The 22,061-nt window shown below is 56.8% G+C and carries 21 protein-coding genes; 10 read left to right on the top strand and 11 right to left on the bottom strand.

The window, feature by feature from the left end:
• Positions 1-101 precede the first annotated feature (101 nt).
• Together HB779_RS03625 and HB779_RS03620 are read left to right on the top strand one after the other, a co-directional pair.
• Entirely contained in the window at positions 102-869 is a 768-nt protein-coding gene (locus HB779_RS03625) for a DeoR/GlpR family DNA-binding transcription regulator (RefSeq protein WP_188344445.1), read from the top strand.
• A 64-nt stretch (positions 870-933) separates the two neighbouring features.
• Entirely contained in the window at positions 934-1,503 is a 570-nt protein-coding gene (locus HB779_RS03620; RefSeq protein ID WP_210302603.1) for a methylated-DNA--[protein]-cysteine S-methyltransferase, read from the top strand.
• Here the strand turns inward: HB779_RS03620 and HB779_RS03615 are convergent.
• Positions 1,500-2,885 (bottom strand): PLP-dependent aminotransferase family protein, encoded by a 1,386-nt coding sequence (locus tag HB779_RS03615; RefSeq protein ID WP_188344443.1) that lies wholly within the window; start codon positions 2,883-2,885, stop codon positions 1,500-1,502. The two genes, HB779_RS03620 and HB779_RS03615, sit on opposite strands and share 4 nt — an antisense overlap.
• 196 nt (positions 2,886-3,081) lie before the next feature.
• On the opposite strand from HB779_RS03615, the gene HB779_RS03610 reads away from it, so the two are divergent.
• The gene (locus HB779_RS03610; protein ID WP_188344442.1) at positions 3,082-3,471 is read left to right on the top strand and encodes a DUF983 domain-containing protein; all 390 of its coding nucleotides are present in this window, start codon (positions 3,082-3,084) and stop codon (positions 3,469-3,471) included.
• A gap of 38 nt (positions 3,472-3,509) precedes the next feature.
• Here the strand turns inward: HB779_RS03610 and HB779_RS03605 are convergent, their stop codons facing one another.
• Positions 3,510-4,250: an SDR family oxidoreductase gene (locus HB779_RS03605; RefSeq protein WP_188344441.1), complete on the bottom strand. Its 741-nt coding sequence runs from the start codon at positions 4,248-4,250 to the stop codon at positions 3,510-3,512.
• A gap of 99 nt (positions 4,251-4,349) precedes the next feature.
• Here HB779_RS03605 and HB779_RS03600 point away from each other — a divergent pair, with 99 nt between their 5' ends.
• Positions 4,350-4,961 carry a TetR/AcrR family transcriptional regulator gene (locus HB779_RS03600; RefSeq protein WP_188344440.1) on the top strand — a complete coding sequence of 204 codons (612 nt, stop codon included), beginning with the start codon at positions 4,350-4,352 and terminating at the stop codon, positions 4,959-4,961.
• A 55-nt stretch (positions 4,962-5,016) separates the two neighbouring features.
• Here HB779_RS03600 and rpsP read toward each other — a convergent pair whose 3' ends face one another.
• From rpsP to ffh, 3 genes are read right to left on the bottom strand one after another with little or no spacing between them, the layout of a single operon-like run.
• Positions 5,017-5,478, bottom strand: coding sequence for a 30S ribosomal protein S16 (gene rpsP / locus HB779_RS03595; protein WP_188344439.1), 462 nt, complete (start codon positions 5,476-5,478; stop codon positions 5,017-5,019).
• A 17-nt stretch (positions 5,479-5,495) separates the two neighbouring features.
• The gene (locus HB779_RS03590) at positions 5,496-5,804 is read right to left on the bottom strand and encodes a chorismate mutase (RefSeq protein WP_091879554.1); all 309 of its coding nucleotides are present in this window, start codon (positions 5,802-5,804) and stop codon (positions 5,496-5,498) included.
• A gap of 2 nt (positions 5,805-5,806) precedes the next feature.
• Positions 5,807-7,390 carry a signal recognition particle protein gene (ffh, locus tag HB779_RS03585; RefSeq protein ID WP_188344438.1) on the bottom strand — a complete coding sequence of 528 codons (1,584 nt, stop codon included), beginning with the start codon at positions 7,388-7,390 and terminating at the stop codon, positions 5,807-5,809.
• A 630-nt stretch (positions 7,391-8,020) separates the two neighbouring features.
• Between ffh and HB779_RS03580 the strand changes: the two genes are divergently transcribed.
• The gene (locus HB779_RS03580) at positions 8,021-8,842 is read left to right on the top strand and encodes a lytic transglycosylase domain-containing protein (protein WP_188344437.1); all 822 of its coding nucleotides are present in this window, start codon (positions 8,021-8,023) and stop codon (positions 8,840-8,842) included.
• 89 nt (positions 8,843-8,931) lie between these two features.
• Here HB779_RS03580 and HB779_RS03575 read toward each other — a convergent pair whose 3' ends face one another.
• The 5 genes from HB779_RS03575 to HB779_RS03555 form a co-directional block, all read right to left on the bottom strand.
• Positions 8,932-9,342 (bottom strand): nuclear transport factor 2 family protein, encoded by a 411-nt coding sequence (locus tag HB779_RS03575; protein ID WP_188344436.1) that lies wholly within the window; start codon positions 9,340-9,342, stop codon positions 8,932-8,934.
• 3 nt (positions 9,343-9,345) lie between these two features.
• Positions 9,346-10,014: a carbonic anhydrase gene (locus HB779_RS03570; RefSeq protein ID WP_188344435.1), complete on the bottom strand. Its 669-nt coding sequence runs from the start codon at positions 10,012-10,014 to the stop codon at positions 9,346-9,348.
• Between the two features lie 69 nt (positions 10,015-10,083).
• Positions 10,084-10,620: a GNAT family N-acetyltransferase gene (locus tag HB779_RS03565; protein ID WP_188344434.1), complete on the bottom strand. Its 537-nt coding sequence runs from the start codon at positions 10,618-10,620 to the stop codon at positions 10,084-10,086.
• An 8-nt stretch (positions 10,621-10,628) separates the two neighbouring features.
• A complete protein-coding gene (gene pdxY / locus HB779_RS03560) occupies positions 10,629-11,513 on the bottom strand; it encodes a pyridoxal kinase PdxY (RefSeq protein WP_188344433.1) in 885 nt (294 codons plus the stop codon).
• Positions 11,514-11,558: 45 nt separating this feature from the next.
• Positions 11,559-11,819, bottom strand: a complete 261-nt coding sequence (locus HB779_RS03555) for a hypothetical protein (RefSeq protein ID WP_188344432.1) — start codon at positions 11,817-11,819, stop codon at positions 11,559-11,561.
• A gap of 139 nt (positions 11,820-11,958) precedes the next feature.
• On the opposite strand from HB779_RS03555, the gene HB779_RS03550 reads away from it, so the two are divergent.
• The 5 genes from HB779_RS03550 (at position 11,959) to HB779_RS03530 (ending at position 20,397) form a co-directional block, all read left to right on the top strand.
• Positions 11,959-12,579, top strand: coding sequence for a LemA family protein (locus HB779_RS03550; protein ID WP_188344431.1), 621 nt, complete (start codon positions 11,959-11,961; stop codon positions 12,577-12,579).
• Positions 12,580-12,597: 18 nt separating this feature from the next.
• Positions 12,598-13,452 (top strand): YgcG family protein, encoded by an 855-nt coding sequence (locus HB779_RS03545; protein ID WP_244642545.1) that lies wholly within the window; start codon positions 12,598-12,600, stop codon positions 13,450-13,452.
• An 8-nt stretch (positions 13,453-13,460) separates the two neighbouring features.
• Positions 13,461-14,093: a TPM domain-containing protein gene (locus HB779_RS03540; protein ID WP_188344429.1), complete on the top strand. Its 633-nt coding sequence runs from the start codon at positions 13,461-13,463 to the stop codon at positions 14,091-14,093.
• 105 nt (positions 14,094-14,198) lie between these two features.
• Positions 14,199-18,992 carry an NAD-glutamate dehydrogenase gene (locus tag HB779_RS03535; protein ID WP_188344428.1) on the top strand — a complete coding sequence of 1,598 codons (4,794 nt, stop codon included), beginning with the start codon at positions 14,199-14,201 and terminating at the stop codon, positions 18,990-18,992.
• Positions 18,993-19,029: 37 nt separating this feature from the next.
• Positions 19,030-20,397 carry an MFS transporter gene (locus tag HB779_RS03530; protein WP_188344427.1) on the top strand — a complete coding sequence of 456 codons (1,368 nt, stop codon included), beginning with the start codon at positions 19,030-19,032 and terminating at the stop codon, positions 20,395-20,397.
• On the opposite strand, the gene purH is transcribed toward HB779_RS03530, so the two are convergent.
• Positions 20,387-22,003, bottom strand: a complete 1,617-nt coding sequence (gene purH / locus HB779_RS03525; RefSeq protein ID WP_188344426.1) for a bifunctional phosphoribosylaminoimidazolecarboxamide formyltransferase/IMP cyclohydrolase — start codon at positions 22,001-22,003, stop codon at positions 20,387-20,389. The genes HB779_RS03530 and purH overlap by 11 nt on opposite strands.
• Positions 22,004-22,061: the final 58 nt, after the last annotated feature.

The following is a 22,061-nucleotide window of genomic DNA, read 5'->3' as shown; positions in this document are numbered from 1 at the left end:
CAATTTTGTGGTTATTTGTGGTTTTTATGACTGTTTTATAAAATATTTGTGGTAATGCTGTTTGTATCTGCACCGGTCATGCAGGATTGATGAGGTGATTTATGAGTTCCAAACGGCGTGGCGAGATCACGAAGGTTCTGCAGGACGAAGGCACGATTTCGATCTCGGATCTGGCGCAAAGGCTCGGCGTTTCCTTGGAAACGGTCCGGCGCGACGTAAAGCCATTGACGGATGAGGGAGTTATCGTCCGCACCCATGGTGCTGTCGGATTGCCGCAGCATATGGGCGAAGCGCCGTTCGAGCGGCGCATGCGGGAAAATGCCGGCGCAAAACGGGCAATCGCCAGACATGTCGCTTCTACCATCCGCAATGGTGATTCGATCATGCTCGATACGGGCACGACGACAAGTTTTCTGGCGCGTGAATTGTTGCAATACCGCAGCCTGACAGTTGTGACGAACTCGTCCGATATTGCCCGGACACTGGCGACGGTGAACGGTAACAAGGTTTTCATGGCGGGCGGCGAATTGCGCAGCGATAACGGCGCTGCATTCGGCGCTCTTGCCGTGGATTTTATCAGCCGGTTCAACGTGGCGCATTCGGTTATATCGATCGGGGCCATCGATGCGACACACGGATTGATGGATTACAATCTGGAAGAGGCAGAGTTTGCCCGCATGGTCCTGTCGCGGGGTGAGCGCTCGATTGTGGTGACCGATGCGTCGAAGTTCGGCCGGCAGGGGCTCGTTCAAGTCTGCGATTTCACTGGTTTTGATGAACTGGTGACCGATATGGCGCCTTCCGGCGATATTTCCGCATCACTGCACCATGCCGGAATACAGGTGAGTATAGCCGCAGATCATCCCTGACAAGAATCGGGTGGCAAGCCAACGGAGGGCGGCTAGAATCACGCGCATGAGTCGGGAGGTCACCGTGACAAAGATATTGCGCTGCAGAAACATTCAAACGCCGCTTGGTCCGATGATCGGCATGGCCAATGATGATGGTTTGTCCTTGCTGGAATTCGCCGACCGGCCAGCCCTGCCGGTAGAGACGCGCGAATTGGAACAGCGCTACGGCTATACCATCCTATCAGGCGAGCATGCATATCTGGATCAGATCGATGCGGAAATCGCAGCCTATTTTGCCGGTCAACTCACATGTTTCGAGACACCATTGTTTTTGCCCGGAACGCCGTTTCAAAATACCATCTGGTCGATGCTGCTAAAGCTCCCCTATGGCAAAACCCGCACCTATGGAGACATGGCGCGGGCGCTGGGCAAGCCGAATTCGAGCCGCGCCGTGGGCGGAGCAAACGGACAGAACCGCATTGCCATTGTTGTGCCGTGCCATCGCATTATCGGCGCGGATGGATCGTTGACGGGTTATGGCGGGGGCCAACCGCGCAAGCGCTTTCTGCTTGATCTCGAACACAGGATTCTGGCGGGGATGTCCGACCGGCCGGTGTTCCATCCCATCACTGCGCAAGGCAGCTTTCTCTAAACAATCAGACCCGTTGCGAAGCGCGGCTCGTGCAGCAGTCTGTCGAGCAGGACAAGCGCCTGCTCCAGTCTGGCACGGTTGGGCGCAGCTCCCAGGGAAAGCCGCACCGCTTCCGGATGGGCAGGAGCCACGCTGAAAGCTGAAGCCGGGACAATGCCGATGCCGGAGCGCCGCGCAAGCGCTGAGAATTCCGATGCGCTCCATTGAACCGGGATATCCAGCCAGAGATGATGGCCCGCCGGATGGGCGGCAAAATGCCAGCCCTTCAGGACTTTCCTTGCGACGGTCTGCCGGGCACGGCTTTCCTCGCGGATTGCAGCAACAATCTTGTACAGGCTGCCATCGTTGATCCAAGCGGTTGCCACGGCCATCAGCAGCGGCGAGGCGGTGGGATTGCTGGCGCGAAGGCTGGATGCGAGCTTCAAAACATCGAGGGACGACGGACATACCACATAGGCGACACGCAGGGCGGGCGTCGCGCATTTGGAAAGCGTGGCAATATGCCAGGTAATATCCGGCGCCAGCGAAGCAATGGCAGGCAAGGGCGTATCGAGTAGCTCCGCATAGGGATCATCCTCGATAATCGTCACGTCATAGCGCTGGGCGATGCTGGCAATAGCCTGCCGCCGGGTTAACGGCATGGTGGCCGTGGTGGGATTGTCGATGGTAGGCGTCAGATAGATCGCCTTCGGCCCCAGTGTTTTGCAGCAGGTTTCGAACGCCTCCGGAATGATACCGTGCTTGTCCATGGCGAGCGGATGGATCGGAATACCCAGAACCGAGGCCACTGATTTTACGCCGGGATAGGTCAGTGCGCCGGCACACAGCGCACCGCGACTGGCAAGCAGGCTGCAAATTGCGAAGAGTGCGCTTTGGGCACCGCCCGCCACCAGCAAGTTGTCCGCAGAAGGCGGTTCTCCGAAACGAGGGGCGAGCCAGCGAATACCCGCTGCACGGGCTGCTTCGGTGCCCGTACTTTCCTGATAGCTGAGGAAATGGCTGGATGCACCGCTCAGGACCTGTCCCACACCTTCGGTCAGTTTGTTATAGAGGTCTGCTTCGGGCGGCATGGGCGGAATGATCATCGTCAGATCGAGATCAGTCAGAAGCGACGCTGCGCCCGATAGCGGCTGGATCAGCGATCCCTTGATAAATGTGCCGGAGCCGATCTTTGCCTCGATAAGATCAAGACGATGAGCCTCGTTCATGGCGCGGGTTACGGTGGTCAGATCGATGCCCAATTGCCGGGCAATATCACGCTGCGGCGGCAGTCCGTCGCCGGGCTTCAGCACGCCTGTACCTATATCGGCGACCAGCGCATCGACGATACCCTGATGTTTAAAACGTGAACTGGTGGCGAGGCGCGGCTTCCAAAGTGTCATTTTCGCTCTTTGTATGGGTTGTATCCATACAATTAGCGGTATGAGAAAGCCAAAACAAGGACAAATTTCTCATGCGACAAACGGACGTGCTTGCACTTTTGCATACAATCCATATATTCTCATCAGAAAGTATGCTAATTGTATGTTGTTTTAAAAATAAATCCATACAATAAACCGCAACCGAAAGGCATTAGCCATGTCAGTGACAAGCCATTACCATGCGACAGAAAACCCGATGAAAACCGGTATCGCCGGGCGCTGTCCGCAGTGCCAGCAGGGGCGGCTGTTTCATGGCTTTCTCAAGCTCGCGCCATCCTGCGAAGTTTGTGGGCTGGATTATTCCTTCGCTGATCCAGCGGATGGCCCGGCATTCTTTGCCATGACCATCGTGGCGGTTCCGGCTATGTTATTCGCACTTTGGTTGCAAACAACCTACGAAGTTTCAATTTGGGTGCATCTGGTTACAACTCTGCCGCTCACGGTGCTTGGGAGTCTGATCCTCTTGCGCCCGCTCAAGGGCTGGCTCGTCTGTTCACAATATTTCCACAAGGCCGAGGAAGGCCGTCTGGTACGCAAGGGTGAGTAAAAGCCCGGGCGGTCAAACCGCCCGGACTGTTATATGCATCAGGCGTTGGCGCCACCATCAATAGTCAGTGATGCACCGTTGACGAAGCGGCCCTCTTCGCCTGCAAGGAACGCCACAAGACCTGCAATGTCCTTAGCCTGACCAAACTTTGGAATGGCCATGCGCGCGCGCTGACCTTCTGCGTGATCGCCATTGGCAGGGTTCATGTCAGTGTCGGTGGAGCCGGGATGGACGATATTGGCGGTGATCTCGCGGGGGCCGAGATCGCGTGCCAGCGCCTTCGTCAGTCCGATCAGTGCGGCCTTGCTGGTTGAGTAGGCGATAAGACCCGGGAACGGCACGATTTCTGCCAGATTACTGCCAATGCTGATGATACGGCCGCCATTGGTCATGACAGTTGCCGCAGCCTTTGCGGCAACAAAGCTGGCCCGGACGTGGATCGACATGACGCGGTCGAACTCTTTGAGTTCCAGCGCATCGACGGTGTCCATGGAATAGACCCCGGCACTGTTCACGAGAATATCCAAACGCCCCAGTTTGACATGGGCTTCCTTAACGGCGCTTTCGACAGCTTCCGCATCGAGATTGTCGGCCTTGATGGCAATGGCGCGGCGTCCGAGCTTTTCGATCGCTCTAACAGTTTCATCGGCCTTTGCCGGAGCGCTGGTATAGGTGAGGGCAATATCAGCACCATCTTCGGCCAGTTTCAGGGCAATGGCTGCACCAATACCCCGGCTGCCGCCGGTAACGAAGGCGACTTTGTTTTCAAGGCGAGACATAAGGTTTCCTTTTTGTAATGATTGATACAGAAAGCCTTGCCACTCTTGAATCTCCGCGTCAAGTGATTTATGTATTGATTGTTACAGAAGGAGTTTGCCATGTCGCCAAAGGGACGCCCGCGTGCATTCGACCGTGATGCTGCGCTCGAACGTGCCATGCTTGTCTTTTGGCAAAAGGGCTATGATACGGCATCCATGGCCGATCTGACCGAAGCCATGCAAATCAATTCACCCAGTCTTTATGCGGCGTTCGGCAGCAAGGCTGGCTTGTTCAAGGCGGCAGTCGAGCTTTACAGCAATCAGGTGGGCCAGCGCATCAAGAGCGCTTTGCCGACAGCGGCAACCGCTCGAGAAGGCATTGCAGAATTTCTGATGCAGACAGCTATTACGCATACTGATCCCAACCAGCCGCACGGATGTATGGTTGTGCTTGGAGCGCTGCACGGTGATGGCGGCGCTGATACGCCGTGCGGGTTGTTGCGTGAACGGCGGCTGGACAATGTAGCCATGCTGCGTGAGCGTCTGGAGCGCGGCGTGCGCGAGGGTGAGATTTCGCAGAGCGTCGATTTGCAGCTGGTCGCAGAGTTTTACGTCACGGTGCAGCACGGCATGTCGATCACCGCGCGTGATGGATCAACGCTGGATCAGTTGGCGAAGACCGCCAAAGCGGCCATGGCTGCATGGGATGGTTTAACGGCAAATGCCCTGTGAAACAAAAACGGGCGGCAGAGCCACCCGTTTTGCAGTCAGTTCATAAAATCGCTTATTAGCTGGCGGCTTCTTCAGTCGCAGCTTCTTCTGCAGGGGCAGCAGCAGCTTCAGCGGCAGCGGCCTTTTCGGCTTCAGCAGCAGCCTTTGCAGCTTCCGCATCAGCAATAACCTTTGCCTTTGCATCTTCTTCAGCCTGCTTGGCCATAGCAACGCGTTCCTGGGCCTTCTTGCCTGGAAGCGCCTTTTCCGGGTTGCTGCGCACGTCGCGCTTGGCAATGCCAGCCTGATCGAGGAAGCGCAGGACGCGGTCTGTTGGCTGTGCGCCGTGACCGATCCAGTAGTTGATGCGCTCGGCATTGAGTGTTACGCGGTCGCCGTCCTTGGGAAGCATTGGGTTCCAGGAACCGACGTTTTCGATGAAACGGCCGTCGCGTGGTGCGCGAACGTCAGCGATAACGACGTGGTAATAAGGGCGCTTCTTGGAGCCGGCGCGTGCCAGGCGGATCTTGATGGACATGGGGTATTCTCCTTAGGTTAGTTCGCGGCGTTTTCTTTTGCCGCAGTTGTTTCGTGATGTCTGATCACTTCCTTGACGATGAAATTCAAAAACTTCTCGGCAAAATCGGGGTCTAGGTCGGCCGACTGGGCTAACGAGCGCAGACGTTCAACCTGTAGTTTTTCGCGGGCTGGATCGGCAGCTGCGAGACCATTCCTGGCCTTCAGCACGCCCACCGCTTTGGTGCAGCGGAAACGTTCCGCCAGCATGTGGATCAACGCCGCATCGATATTGTCGATGGAGGCGCGCAGTTCGAGCAATTCTTTTGGCAGAGAGGAAGACGTCATGATTATCCCTTCTTCTTCGGCAAGCCCGGAAGGCCGCCACCAAGGCCGGGCAAGCGCGGGAGTCCGCCACCCAAACCGCCACCACCGAGACCGCCGGGAAGACCGGGCAATCCACCACTCTTGCCGAAGCCAGCGGCTTCCGCCTGTTTCTGCAAAGCTTCAAGCTGTTTGGGGTCCATTTTGGACAGGTCGGGCATTCCGCCCATACCACCCATGCCGCCCAAACCACCGAGGCCCATCTTTGCACCGATGCCGCCCATCATCTGTTTCATGATGCCGCCTTTGCCCTTGCCACCCATCGCCTTCATCATGTCCGCCATCTGGCGGTGCATTTTGAGAAGCTTGTTGATGTCGGCGGCATTGGTGCCGGAGCCCTTGGCGATGCGCTGCTTGCGCGAATGTTTCAGCACGTCCGGATTGGTGCGCTCGGCTGCTGTCATCGAGGAGATAATGGCAAGCTGGCGCTTGAAGATGGAATCATCGAGACCAGCAGCGGCCATCTGATCCTTCATCTTACCCATGCCGGGCATCATCCCCATGATACCACCCATGCCGCCAAGCTTCTGCATCTGGCCGATCTGGTCCGCCAGATCGTTGAGATCGAACTTGCCCGACTGCATCTTCTTGGCCATCGCGGCGGCTTTTTCCGCATCGATGTTTTCAGCAGCTTTCTCGACCAGCGAAACGATATCGCCCATGCCGAGAATGCGGTCAGCGATACGCCGGGGATAGAATTCCTCCAGCGCGTCCATCTTTTCGCCGGTGGCGATCAGCTTAATCGGCTTGCCGGTGACGGCACGCATCGAGAGGGCTGCACCGCCGCGGCCGTCGCCATCCATACGGGTGAGCACAAGGCCGGTGATGCCAACACGTTCATCGAAAGAACGGGCGAGGTTGACGGCATCCTGACCGGTCAGCGCGTCAGCGACCAGCAGGATTTCATGGGGATTGGCCTTCTTCTTGATGTCGGCCATTTCGACCATCAAGGGCTCGTCAATGTGGGTGCGGCCTGCCGTATCGAGAATAACAACGTCATGACCGCCGAGCTTGGCAGCCTGTACGGCGCGCGCGGCGATCTCAACCGGCGTCTGGCCGGCAATGATGGGAAGTGTATCGACGCCGGTCTGTACACCAAGCTGCCGCAACTGTTCCTGCGCAGCCGGGCGGCGTGTGTCGAGCGAGGCAAGCAGCACTTTTTTCTTCGACCGTTCGGTCAGGCGCTTACCGATCTTGCCGGTGGTGGTGGTTTTACCGGAGCCCTGCAGACCAACCATCATGATAACGACTGGCGCCGGGGCATTCAGGTCAATGGTGACGCCTTCAGCGCCGAGCATATCGACGAGTTCGTCATGGACGATCTTGACGACCATCTGGCCAGGTTTGATGCTCTTCAAAACTTCGGCGCCGACAGCCTTGGCCCGCACCTTGTCGGTGAATGAGCGAACAACATCCAGAGCAACGTCAGCTTCGATCAAAGCCCGGCGCACTTCGCGCAGAGCTGCCGCGACGTCGGCATCCGACAACGCGCCACGGCCGGTCAGGCCATTCAAAATCGAACCTAGTCGTTCCTGTAAGCTCTCAAACATGCGTTTTCCTTTATCCTTCCGGGGAACCGTTTCCCCGAGAGGTAAGCATCCTCCGCGCCAAAGCCCATAGCCAAAATGCGGCTCAAAGCAAAAATGCACCCGAGGGCGCATCGCGCTGTCGGGTGTTGACCTCCGGGATCGTTCAGACCCTTGCGGGGTCCCGGTCGGCTGCTCGGAGTAAGAACTCGTCGCGGATTGATGCGCGGCTTAAACAGGAAATGCAGTGCAGAGTCAAGCTGGCCGGTGCTAGGCGCGCTTTTTCAGCCCTGCTTGCGTTTGCATATCTTTTAATCCAGACGATCAAATCTGCCACAATAGCAATGCAAACAAATATAGTTAGAAATTGCAGCCATGTTTCGATGAAATTGGACCAAGCTGCTTGTCAATAAGTCTAACACTTGGCACCGAATCAGGTTGTATTCAGCAATTCCAAGTTGTGCTGAGAGCTTTACCTGCAGGCTCGCGGATGGGCAGAAAAAGGCATTCGAACAGCGTTGAATTGTCAAAACCGGACCGAAATAAACGAAACAGGTACCGTTTCGCCAGATAACGCCCAATTCTGCCAGATGACAGAACTGAAGAAAAATGGCAGATAGGTTCAAAGTAGATTTAACTTTTAAGGAGATTTCCATGGCATTTGTTGCCAAAGGCAGACTTTTGGCGGGTGTAGCCGCCGCGCTAATCATCACCGCAGGCGCGGCTCATGCTGCTCCTCAGTGTGGCAACAATTCCGGTGGATTTCCAGCTTGGGTCGAACAATTCAAGCAGGAAGCAAAATCGCAAGGCATCGGCAGCAAAGGCCTGAATGCTCTTAATAATGTGACGTACTCGACCAAAACGATTGCTCTCGATCGTAATCAGAAGAGCTTCAAGTATTCGCTCGACAAATTCATGCAGGTTCGTGGCGGACAGGCCATCGTCTCGCGCGGCAAATCGCAAAAGGCGCAGAATGCAGCCCTCTTTGCCAGCATTGAAAAGCGTTATGGCGTGCCTGCGGGTCCAATCCTTGCTATCTGGGGAATGGAAACCGGATTTGGCGCGTTTTTGGGTAACCAGCACACATTGTCGGCTGTTTCGACACTCGCCTATGATTGCCGCCGCAGCGGTTATTTCACCGAACAGCTTTATGCTGCTCTGCGGCTGATCGACAAGGGAGACCTCGCCGCTGATGCACGGGGCGCCCTGCATGGCGAAATCGGCCAGACACAGTTCATGCCTGCAAACGTCCTGAAATATGGCGCGGACGGCGATGGCAGTGGCCATATCGACATGGTTCACTCCAAAGCCGATGCATTGGCTTCAACCGCCAACTTCCTCGTCGGCCATGGCTGGCAGCGTGGTGCCGGATACCAGCCCGGACAGCCAAACTTCGCGGCAATTCAGGGTTGGAATGCTGCCGGCGTCTACCAGCAGGCGATTGCCATCATTGGTGCACAGATCGACGGTCAATAATGTTCGCCTTGATCGCGTGATGGAATAGCAAAGGCCGATGCTGTGCATCGGCCTTTTGCTTGAAAGCATACCGTTTTAGAAACAATGCCTCAAAAACCTTCGCAGGTTTCACCGAGAGAGCCCTGGGTGCTGCCGCTGACTTTGCCATCGCGAAAGGTGAAAAGCTCACGGGTATAGGTGGTGCTCTCGGGAAACTGGTAACAGACGAAAGCCGTCAGCTTGCCATTCTCCATTGCACCGAAACGGTGCCGTATGGTGGCGCCTTTTGCTGCATTCTCCCACTCGCCAAGCGAATTGAGAAATTCCTGCTTGTTCTGCTCGAGTTCAATGTCTTCAAGCACAATGGTCGCATCATTCGTCAGCAGGTCATTGAATTGCGCCCTGTCAGCTGCAATGAGTGCCGCATACCAGCGCTCGACCAGTGCTTCAGCCGTGTCATCAGCCATTGATGGCATAGCCAGCGCGAGAAGCATGGCAATCGTCAGAAACAACCGCAGCATGGATTATTCTTCGGTTTGAGCTTCGGCCAGTTCCGGCTCGGGACGGCGGAAATCGCCGGTTTCCGGATCCATGACCCAGAGCTCGCCCGTCGAAATATCGAACCAGGCTCCATGCAGGCTGATCCGGCCCTTCTTTTCCAGAATATCGACACAGGGAAAACTGCGCAGATTTTTCAGTGAATAGCGGATCGAGATACGCTCCAGCGCTGTCTGGCGTTCGAACGGTGTCATCAATTTGTTGGCAGCCACGGCCTCGGCGGCAGGAGCGACAAGGCTCATCCATTTGCCGATGAAATCACCGGGGGAAAGCGGCTTGCTCTCCGTATCGAGCGCTGCCTTGATACCGCCGCAACGACCATGGCCGAGAACGACGATGTTCTTGACCTTCAGGCTTTGCACGGCAAATTCGAGCGCTGCCGAGGTGGAGTGGTACTCGCCATCCGGCGCATAGGGAGGCACCAGATTGGCAACATTGCGAATGACGAAAATCTCGCCCGGACTGGTATCGAAGATGATTTCCGGCGCAGCGCGCGAGTCGCAACAGGCAATGACGAGTGTTTCCGGTGTCTGGCCCTGTTCGGCCAATTGCTTGTAGCGCAAGGTCTCGTTGGCATAGCGCTGGGCCATGAAGTTACGATAACCGGTGAGCAGTTTCTCAGGAAGCATGGTCATGATGGTGCATTAATCCCGATCAGAGGGAAGATCAATTGGTCTTTCGTACGCAAGATATAAGCGCGAGGCTCAGGGCTCAAATGTCAGATACCAGAATAGGGCAGTTTCCGGGCGTGTCATCGGGATTGCTGCGTAAAGACCCGTGTCGAAACCGCGCAGGGTGAAACCGCAACGCCTGTAGAAGGTACAGGCTGCAACATTGTTGTCCTGCGTTTCCAGCATGACACCGGCAAGGCCGCGCGATCTTGCCCACTGGATGGCCTGATCGATCAGGATCCGCCCCATGCCCGTTCTGCGGAACTGTGAATCGACGGCGATGTTGTCGATGAGGGCGTAATTGTTCCAGTTTTCCGACAATTGCAGCAGACCCGCAGGTGTCTGGTCGATCAGCGCAAGAAATGCTGCCTTGTCGCTGGCGCCGATATAGTCAGCCAGCTCGTCTTCCTCATCGTAACGCTTGATGTAAGGTTCAACAGGAATGGCTTGATACACGATAACACCGTCCGCAGCGGATAAGACGAGCCGCGATTCCACCTGAAAGGAACTGTCGATCGTGCGGGCCCGCTCAATATCAGCAGCTTCCAATGGTCTGATGAGCACTGTCATTGCGTTGCTCAGGCCCGGATGCCTTTGCTGGGATGGGTGAGCCTGCGCATCTGGATCATCGCCATGGGCGTTGAGAGGCTGGATGCATCGGCTTCCAGCATCAGTTCGTCCGCGCCACGTTTGGCCGAACGGGCCATGATTTCGAAGACGGAGGCAGTGGTTCGCTGCAGGATCTGTTCGTGATCGAGACCCGCAAGCATGCGCGCCAGAAACAGCGCCGATGTGAGGTCGCCCAGCCCATTGGCCGGCCCCGTAACGAGGCGATGCTCGGCCAGCATGGCGAAGGAATGTGTGACCAGAAGATTGCCCGTTCCGCCTGCCAGCATGGGATGCGCTGAGGTGACCAGCATCGTGCCCGGACCCGCATGCAGAGCGGCCTGCATGATCGCCTTGTTATCGGGCAAATCTGCTCCGGCAAGCCATGCCAGCTCGAAGCGGTTAGGTGTCGAAATGTCCGCCAGCGGCATGAGCTCATCGCGGATGCCGATGGCTGTCGCTTCCGGGACATAAAGACCCTTGGTATCGCCGATCACCGGATCGCAGAGATAAAGTACGTCCTTGTTTTGAGCTTTGATCTTTTTGACGAGGCGGGCGACCGATGTGGCCTGCGCAGCATTGCCGAGATAGCCAGTCATGATGGCGCGCACTTCGCCAAGCCACGGCGCACGCTCAAGGTCGGCAATCAGATCATCGAATTGCTGCGGTTCCGGGACGATGCGCTTGGCTGCGCCATGTCCAGGATGCCAGGGCAAAATAACAGTTGGAACCGCCCAAACCGGATGCCCCAGCGTCTCAAGCGCGAACACAGCCGCGCGGTTACCGACGGAACCGCGTACCACGTGGCTGGAAATAACGATGACGGCATTGGACGAGGGAGCAACGGAAGCGGTCATAGGCATACTCGTGAAAGAGTTCAGGCGAAGCGGGGAAGGGGCAGCTCAGCTTTTTCCGGTGGTGTAACTGATCACCCAGATAATCATTGCAACGAGCACTAGCAATCCCAGAACCCGGCCGATACGGGTTCCCCATATCTCAATGGGGTCTTCGGCATCGGCATCATCGGCATTGAAGTGGTTCTTGGCTCTGGCAACGTTGCGATCAATGACCGAATTACCAGCGGCAGCAGATTCGCGGTTGACGCGATCCAGTATCCGTTTCGACTCTGTTACATCCTGTTGATCTTTGTCATTTGCAGTCATGGCGATTTCGCTTGATCCCTGTTGCAGAGCAGCATAGCGCTTTGCCAGTTCCTTTTGCAGCAAAAAATGGCTAGGCTTGCGCTGCTTCGTTCCAAACTGACCATCCGGTCGGGAAAATGAGAGTTGAGGAGAGGGTTTCATGCAAAAAATGGCGTCTACGACCGGCATTTTGCCACGGAATGTATTTTCGGTTTTTGCTCTCGTTGTCCTCGTGCCGCTGCTGTCCGCATGCGGTTTCAACACAATTCCGACCAATGAAGAACAGGCCAAGGCGGCCTGGAGTGAAGTGCTGAATCAGTATCAGCGACGCGCCGATCTGATCCCCAATCTTGTCGAAACCGTCAAAGGTTATGCGGCTCAGGAAAAAGACGTGCTGACCTCTGTGGTCGAAGCCCGTGCCAAGGCGACATCGGTACAGGTAACGCCTGACACGCTGAAGGATCCCAATGCATTTAAGGCATTTCAGGACAATCAGGCCAATCTGACCGGTGCACTGTCGCGCTTGCTGGCCGTGGTCGAAAATTATCCGGACCTGAAGTCCAACCAGAACTTTCTGGCGTTGCAGTCGCAGCTTGAAGGCACTGAAAACCGCATCGCGGTTGCCCGCCGTGACTACATCGAGGCGGTGCGTGTCTACAATACCTCGCTGAGAACCATGCCAACGATTATCTGGACATGGATCTGGTATACCAACAGCGAGCCATTCCAGACCTTTACCATCGACGACTCGGCCAAGCAGACACCTCAAGTCAAGTTCTAGGCTTTCATCATGCGCACCATGCGCCAAAGCGCGGTTATCGCCGTACGCGATTCATTATTGCAACGGGTTGCGTATAGCCTGCTACTGGCATTGGTTGTTTTCAGTTTTTATCTCGGCAATGCCTTTGCGGCGGAGTTGCCCGCTCTTACCGGACGAGTGGTGGATGGCGCCAACGTTATTGACGCGGCATCGCGCGAGGCGATCACGCAGAAGCTGGCCGCGTTCGAGGCAAAATCATCGGATCAGGTGGTTGTTGTGACCATTCCAAGCCTTGATGGCGAGGCGATAGAACCCTATTCCAACCGGCTTTACCGGGCTTGGGCGCTTGGCCAGAAGCAGGAGAACAACGGCGTTCTTCTCGTCGTCGCGCCGAATGACCGCAAGGTGCGGATCGAGGTCGGCTATGGACTGGAAGGCACGCTGACTGATCTTCTCTCAAAACTGATCATCGAGAATGCCATCATTCCCGGTTTTCGCTCAGGCGATTATTCCGGCGGTATTTCCCGCGGGGTCGACGATATTCTGAAGGTTTTGTCGGGCGATTCAGCCGAACTTGAAGCGCGGGCCAAGCGTAATATCAAGGAGGAATTCTCCAATATCGATTGGTTCGGCGTCATCTTCATTTCCATCTGGGTCCTTATCTTCTTTGGCGGATTTGGCATGGCGATCATGGCGCCAATCTTTGGCCAGAAACTTGGACCGGGCCGTTACAAATGGCTCGGCATGGTAATCAGTACGCAGTCCTCCCGGGACAATGGTTCCGGCGGAGGCTGGTCTTCTGGCGGGGGTGGCGGCTGGTCAGGCGGAGGCGGGGGCGGCTTTTCCGGTGGTGGTGGATCGTCCGGCGGCGGCGGCGCATCGGGAGGCTGGTAGGAGAGAGTATGTCAGTGATGAATGAGGACGAACACGCCCGCATTGCCGCAGCGATCCGCCAAGCTGAAAGCCGGACCAGCGGTGAAATCTATGCGGTGCTCGCCCGCAGCAGCGACAGTTATTTTTTTGTTGCCGGTTTTGCGGTGACCTGCGGCATCCTGATTTCGGCTGTCATTGTGGCGTTGGCTGCCCATTGGTATTGGTTCAGCATATCTTTGCCGCTGTTCGGGCTGGCAATTCTGGCAGCTTTCCTGACGGCAGTCTTGCTGCTCCGGTTCATTCCGGGGCTTAGTCTGCGCTTTGTTCCAAGGCGTATCCTGTATCAGCGGGCACATCTGAATGCGGTTCAGCAGTTTCTGACACGCAATGTGCATCTGACGGAAAAACGCACCGGAATCCTGCTGTTTGTTTCGCTTGCAGAGCGTTATGCGGAAGTTGTTGCTGACGCCGGTATCAATGCAAAAGTGCCGCAGGACGAGTGGAACGGAATCGTCACAATCCTGACAAACCATGCGGCGCAGGATGATCACGCTTCGGGCTTTCTCAAAGCCATTGAGCAAGCGGGGCGGCTGCTGGAAACCCACTTTCCGGCTGGTCCCGACAATGTCAACGAACTTGATGATCATTTGGTTGAATTGTAGCCGGACCATGTCATGTGAATTTTACGTCCAGCGTGCAGTTTGCAGTCGAAAATGCAGTTTCAACGGCTATGATGAGCCGAAATGCCTGTTCAGGGGGAGATTCTGATGGCTTCAACGAAAAAATCGGGCGCAAAAGTTGCTCCGAAGTCAAAAACAGTAAAAGCCACGAAGGAGAAAAAGCATTCGGCGGGTCTATTTGAGGAATTGCTGTTTGCCCGCGCTCCGGCGGAAGATCTTGCCGATTATGATGCCGGCGCCCTGACCGCATCTGCAAAGCTTGCACAGGATGCATTGAGCCAGTTCAAATCAGGCGCGCCGCAGATCGAACTTTCAGATGGCAGCGCGATCTATCGCGATGGCCGCCCGGTTACTGTCGTTACGCTGATCAATGACAATATGCCCTTCCTGCTCGACTCGGTGCTGGGCGAGATCAGTGAGCGTGTCAGTTCGGTTTATCTGGTCCTGCATCCGGTCATGGATGTCGACAAGAAAAGTGGTGCAGTCATCGGCGCTGCGGGACCCGACAAGCCCGGCAAGGACGAGGCTCGTGTTTCGGTCATGCAGATTCATGTCCCGGCGTTGGATGCACCGGCACGCGAAATCATGGTTGAAGTGCTTACCATTGTACTCAAACAGGTGCGTGAAGCGGTCAATGACCGCGCTGCCATGGTCAGCCGCCTCAGCGATGCAATTGAGTCCTACCGCACCGGCAAGACGCCCATGAAGAAGGCGGCGGCTGAAGAAGCGGTCGAATTTCTGGAATGGCTGCGCGACAATAATTTCACTTTCCTCGGCGTGCGCGAATACGACTATCAGGGCGATGGGAGCCAGGGCGAACTGGAACGTTCAGGCAAAACCGGCCTCGGCATTTTGCGTGATCCCGATGTCCGCGTGCTCAAGCGTGGCAATCAGGGCGTAACGACCACGCCGCAAATCATCGCGTTCCTCACGGGTCCGGAGCCCCTGATCGTTACCAAGGCAAATACCAAGTCGCTGGTGCATCGCCGCGGCTATATGGATTATATCGGCGTCAAGACCTATGACGCAGCAGGCAAGGTGAGCGGCGAGTTGCGGTTCGTCGGTCTGTTTACATCAGGGGCCTATACGCGCTCTGTGCTGAAAATCCCCTACCTGCGTTCGAAGACGGAAAGTGTCATCAGCCGTCTTGGTTTCAACCGCGAGGATCATTCGGGCAAACAGCTGATCAAGGTGCTCGAAGGCTATCCGCGTGACGATCTATTCCAGATCGACGTCAAGACATTGACCCGCAATGCCGAAATCATTCTGGCTCTGGGAGAACGCCCACGTGTGCGGGTGCTGCCGCGCATCGATCCGTTCGGCCGGTTTGCCTCGATCATCGTCTATGTTCCGCGCGAACGCTACGATTCCATTGTACGCGAGAAGATGGGATCCTATTTCGCCGCTGTTTATGAAGGGCATGTCTCCGCCTATTATCCGGCGTTTCCGGAGGGCAATCTGGCGCGGGTGCATTTCATAATCGGCCATGCGGATAACGACTTCCCCAAGGTCAAGCGTGAAACACTGGAAGAGAGCGTGCGCGCTATCGTTCGCACCTGGGAAGACGCTGTGGCTGAAGTTGGCGATCGCAGCGGCCTTGCCGAATTTTCATCACTTGCTGCCGCATTCCCGGATTCCTATCGCGAGAACTTTTCGCCGGATGAAGCGCTGGTCGACGCCAGCCGCATCGCCGGTCTGTCGCGTACCAATCCGCTGTTCGTAGATTTCTACCGCCATCGTACGGACGGCGCCAATGCCGCTTCCCTGAAAATCTATCATTACGGCTCTGCGGTTGCACTGTCGCAGCGTGTGCCTCTGCTGGAGAATATGGGTTTCCGTGTCATCAGCGAACAGACCTTTGCATTGCCGGCCGCCGACGGCAGCCCGCTGTTTGTGCACGACATGGAGCTGACCAGCACGTCGGGATTGGCCATCGATCTCGCCGATGACGGCGATCTCTTCGAGGAGGTTTTCCGCAGTATCTGGAACGGAGCTTCCGATAATGATGGTTACAATTCACTCGCTCTGACCGGCCAGTTGACCGCGCGGCAGATTATTATCCTGCGTGCATATGGCCGCTATCTGCAACAGGCTGGTATTCCCTATTCGCAGGATTATATCGCGGTCGCGCTCAACCGTTACCCGGATATTGCCAAACAATTATTCAGTCTGTTCGAACAGCGGCTCAATCCCCAAAAGGGCGCCGCCGCCCAGTCCGAACGCAAGCAGTCAACCATTCGCAGCGCCATCGAAGAGGCGCTGCAAGGCGTGCCGAGCCTCGATGATGACCGTATTCTGCGCCGCTTCCTCAACCTGATCGAATCGACATTGCGCACCAATGCCTTCGCGCCGGAAGAAGATGGCAGTGAGCGTGTGACGCTGGCCTTCAAACTCGATCCGCGTGCACTGGATGACTTGCCGGAGCCACGGCCTTATCGCGAAATCTTCGTCTATGGACCGGAAGTCGAGGGTGTGCATCTGCGCTTCGGCCCGGTCGCCCGAGGTGGTCTGCGCTGGTCTGACCGCGCACAGGATTACCGCACGGAAGTGCTGGGTCTCGTCAAGGCGCAGCAGGTCAAGAATGCTGTGATCGTGCCTGTTGGTGCCAAGGGCGGGTTCTATCCGAAACGTCTGCCAACGGGCGGCGACCGCAATGCGATTTTCGAGGCGGGACGCGCCGCCTATATTACCTTCATTGCCACCCTGCTTTCGGTCACTGACAATCTGCACGGCGAAACCGTGGTGCCTCCGGCAAATATCCTGCGGCTCGATGGTGATGATCCTTATTTCGTCGTCGCAGCGGACAAGGGCACGGCAACTTTCTCCGATACCGCCAATGCAATCAGCCAGGCGCATGACTTCTGGCTCGATGATGCGTTCGCCTCAGGCGGTTCGGCCGGTTACGACCACAAGAAGATGGGTATTACCGCGCGCGGAGCCTGGGAAGCCGTGAAGCGCCACTTCCGCGAAATCGGTACCGACATCCAGAAAGTGCCCTTCGTGGCTGTGGGTGTGGGTGATATGTCCGGCGATGTCTTCGGCAACGGGATGCTGCTGTCGCCGCAAACCAAGCTCGTGGCAGCGTTTGACCATCGCGATATTTTCATTGATCCGGAACCGGATGTGAAAGCGAGCATGAAAGAGCGTCAGCGGCTGTTCAATCTGCCGCGCTCGAGCTGGCAGGATTATGACAAGTCGAAGATTTCGGCGGGCGGCGGTGTGTTCTCACGTTCGCAGAAATCGATCACTCTGTCCAAAGAGGCAGCCAAGGTGATCGGCCTCGCCAAGACGACAGCGACGCCGTTCGAGATCATGACGGCGATCCTGAAAGCGCCGGTTGATCTCCTCTGGTTCGGCGGTATCGGCACCTATATCCGCTCCACGCTGGAAAGCGATGCAGAGGTTGGCGACCGTGCCAATGACGCGATTCGCATCACCGGCAGCGACGTTCGGGCCAAGGTCATCGGCGAGGGTGCCAATCTTGGCGTGACGCAGAAGGCACGTATCGAGTTCGGTCTGCTTGGCGGACGCTGCAACTCCGATGCGATCGACAATTCGGCTGGTGTGAACACCTCCGACGTTGAGGTCAATATCAAGATCGCCTTGGCTCAGGCCATGCGGGCCGGCAAGCTGCAGCGTGACAAGCGCGATACGCTGCTGGAATCGATGACCGACGAAGTTGGTGATCTTGTCCTGCGCAACAATTATCTGCAGACTCTTGCTCTGTCGCTGGCGCAGCGGCGTGGATTGACTGATCTTGCCTATCAGTCGCGCTTCATGAGCGAACTCGAAGCCAAGAAACTGCTCAACCGCAAGGTGGAAACCTTGCCTGACGATAAGGCTCTGGCGGAACGGCAGGCCGATGGCATTGCTCTTAGCCGCGCCGAGCTGGGCGTTCTTCTGGCCTATGCCAAGATCGTGCTTTCGGATCAGCTGCTGGCCAGCAACCTGCCGGACGATCCCTATCTGGAACGGGGACTGCTCGATTATTTCCCCAGACAGATGAAGGAAGGCTATGGCGAGGAAATCCGCACGCACCGCCTGCGCCGGGAAATCATTGCCACGCAGCTTGCCAATGACGCGATCAACCGGGGCGGTCCGACCTTTGTCAGCCGTCTGGCTGATCTGACGGGACAATCGGCGCCGGATATTGTCCGCGCCTATGTGATCGTGCGTGATGGTTTCGAGGTCGATGGACTGTTTGCCGATATTGATGCGCTGGACAATACATTGCCCGGCGATGTGCAGAATGGCTTCTACGCCAAAGTGGCACAGATGCTGAACTGGACAACCGCGTGGGTCCTGCGTAACCGGACCGGCGGTATTGGACTGGAGGCGGCAATCGGGGAAATCAAAACTGCCCGCAGCACCTTGCAGCCCAAACTTGAGAAGCTGCTGCCGCTTTCCATGAGCAATCAGTTGCGTGATGATACGGCTTATTATGCCGGACAGGGTGCGCCGGCTGCTCTGGCTGCGCAACTGGCGCGGCTGGAAATTGCGCCGATCATCCCGGATATCGCTGCAGTCGCACAGCAAGCCGGCACCGATATTGCCAGTGCTGCCAAGGCCTATTTCGATATTTCCGAGGCATTCCGCATCGGCCGTATCGTCGAGGCCGCGCGGGGTGTGTCCGTCGCCGATTACTATGACGGCATCGCGCTGGCGCGTGCATCGGACCTGATTTCGCAGGCACGGCGCGGCATTGCCGTAGCGGCGCTTAGCGAATATGGCAAGAAACCGGACCCGGCCAAGGAATGGATAGCCAATCGTGGGGCGCGCGTGGATGAATTGCGCCAGCGAATGGTGAATATCGTCGAAGGCGGGGATCTCACGGTCTCGCGGCTTGCGGTGGCCGCCGGATTGCTTTCTGACCTGTCCTAGACAAGAGTAGGGGGGCTGGATCAGGGAAGGAAACGCGATGGCTGTGTCGAAACGGGGCATCTGGGGATGGATGCTCTTCGACTGGGCGGCACAGCCGTTCTTCACGGTTGTCACGACCTTCATTTTCGGTCCCTATTTCGTGGCGCGGATGGCGAGCGATCCTGCCACCGGGCAAGCTGCCTGGGGTTATGGCATTGCCATATCCGGGCTGATCATTGCGGTGCTGTCACCGATCCTTGGATCGATCGCCGATCAAACCGGTGCACGAAAACCCTGGATCGGCTTCTTCGCCATCATCCAGATTTTCGCGCTGACCATGTTGTGGTTTGCGGCACCCGGTTCAAACCTCATCATCCCGCTGATCTTCTTTTCGCTGGCCTCGATAGCGGCGGAATTTTCCATCGTCTTCAACGACTCGATGATGCCGCGGCTGGTGCCGGAAAAAGATATTGGCCGCATCTCCAACATGGCTTGGGGACTTGGCTATCTCGGCGGCATGATTGTTCTGATCTTCGTGGTTGCGTTCATGGCGGGTTCGCCCGAAACCGGCAAGACCATGCTGGGATTGAACCCGATCCTTGGGCTTGATCCCGCTGCAAGCGAAGGTGATCGGGCTACCGGCCCGCTGTCGGCGCTCTGGTATCTGGTTTTCGTCCTGCCGATGTTCCTGTTTACACCCGATAGCGGCAAGGGTCAGCCTATTGGCAAGGCCGTGCATATGGGGCTGGCTGAACTGAAATCGACCATTGGCGAGGTGCGGCAGCGTTCAGGCATTCTGCGGTTTCTGGTCGGGCGGATGATTTATCAGGATGGCGTCAATGCCCTGATCGCGCTCGGTGGTGCATTTGCGGCGACCATGTTCGGCTGGGCGACGGCGGAAATCGGTATTTACGGGATTATCCTCAACGTCGTTGCGATTTTCGGTTGTGTCGCCGCAAGCCGTCTCGACACCATGCTTGGCTCTAAGGTCGTTGTGGTGATCTCGCTGGTGCTGCTCACCGTCGCAACTATCGGTATTGTTTCGACCGGACCGGGCTATACGCTGTTTGGTTATTGGCCGCTGCCAGGCGCGGATACAGGCGGGCTGTTCGGAACGCCCGCCGAGAAGGCCTATATCGGGTTTGGCCTGCTCATCGGTCTGGCATTCGGACCGGTGCAAGCATCTTCGCGCTCCTACATGGCGCGAAGCGTATCGATTGATGAAGCAGGACGATATTTCGGCATCTATGCGCTGTCAGGCCGTGCGACGAGTTTTCTCGCGCCCTTTGTGGTGGCTACCGTGACGGCTGTCAGCGGATCGCCACGCCTCGGCATGGCGATGATTGTTATCTTCCTGCTGGCCGGATTGGCCGTTCTGTTGCGAACACCCTATCCGGCTGCAGTGCCTGTCAAGCCTAGTGCCTGAAATGGCGCATGCCGGTGAAGACCATGGCAATGCCATGCTCATCGGCAGCAGCAATCACATCCTCATCGCGCATGGAGCCGCCCGGCTGGATAACGGCGGTGGCTCCCGCCGCAACCGCTGACAGCAAGCCATCGGCAAACGGGAAGAATGCGTCAGAAGCGACAACGGAACCTTTGGTGAGCGGTGTTGCCTGTCCGGCTGCTTCTGCTGCATCTTCCGCTTTGCGGGCGGCGATGCGGGCCGAGTCCACACGGCTCATCTGTCCGGCACCGATACCGACGGCGGCGCCATCCTTGACGTAAACGATGGCGTTCGACTTGACATGCTTGGCGATGCGGAAAGCAAGTTTCAGATCGATCATTTCCTGTTCAGTCGGCGCACGCTTGGTCACCACCTTGAGCTCAAGATCGTCGACCACGCCGCTGTCACGCGATTGAACCAGAATGCCGCCGGCCACGGTCTTTGCCGTGATGCCGGATGCGCGCGGATCGGGCAGGCTGCCGGTGATCAGCAAACGCAGGTTCTTCTTGGCTGCGATGATGGCTTGCGCTTCCGGTGTTGCGTCAGGAGCAATGATGACTTCCGTGAAAACCTTGACGATTTCCTCGGCTGCGTCGGCTTCGAGCGTTTTGTTCAGCGCAACGATGCCACCAAAAGCTGAAACGGGATCGCAGGCAAGTGCCTTGAGATAGGCTTCCTTCAGTGACTTGCCTTCAGCAACGCCGCAAGGATTGGCGTGTTTGATGATGGCAACGGCGGATGTCCGCGCCGGGTCGAATTCGGCAACAAGCTCGAAGGCGGCGTCCGTGTCGTTGATGTTGTTGTAGGAAAGCTGTTTGCCCTGCAACTGGGTTGCGGTGGCAACGCCGGGGCGTTTTTCGCCGGTCAGGTAGAAGCCTGCGGACTGGTGCGGATTTTCGCCGTAACGCATAACGGAATGCAGATGGCCGCCAATAGCACGGCGCGACGGCGTTTCTGTCATCAGGGCTTCGGTAAACCAATTGGAAATGGCAGCGTCATAGGTTGCCGTACGGGCATAGGCTTTGGCAGCAAGGTTCTGGCGGAATGAATAGGGCAGGGAACCCTCGTGCTTTTCCAGCATGGCGATGACCATGTCATAATCGCCGGTATCGGTGACGATGCCGACATAGGCATGGTTCTTGGCGGCGGCGCGGATCATGGCCGGGCCGCCAATATCGATATTCTCGACGATATTGGCGTAGTCGGCGCCGGAATAACGAACCTCTTCGAACGGATAAAGATTGACCACAACCAGATCAATTGCGCCGATATCGTGGGCCTTCATAGCTTCGGTATGTTCAGGATCATCGCGCACTGCCAGCAGGCCGCCATGTACCTTGGGGTGCAGGGTCTTGACGCGGCCATCCATGATCTCGGGAAAGCCGGTGATATCTGACACGTCACGAACCGGAATGCCTTCGGCTGCAATGGTCTTGGATGTGCCGCCGGTCGAGAGGATTTCAACGCCATGGCGATGCAGCGCATGGGCCAGCGCTGTGAGGCCTGTCTTGTCGGACACCGAAATGAGGGCACGCTTGACGGGATAAAGATTGGGAGCGGGAATGGATTTTGCAGTGACGGCCATGGGAGAATTCGTCCTCAGCGGAAAAGTTTGGGAGATTTTGACAGCCGGTTAGCACAGG

Origin of the sequence: Phyllobacterium sp. 628, from assembly GCF_014189505.1 — a bacterium.
GTDB lineage: Bacteria > Pseudomonadota > Alphaproteobacteria > Rhizobiales > Rhizobiaceae > Phyllobacterium.
Note: the sequence above shows the minus strand (reverse complement) of the source record. Positions and strands in the feature narration are given on the sequence as shown.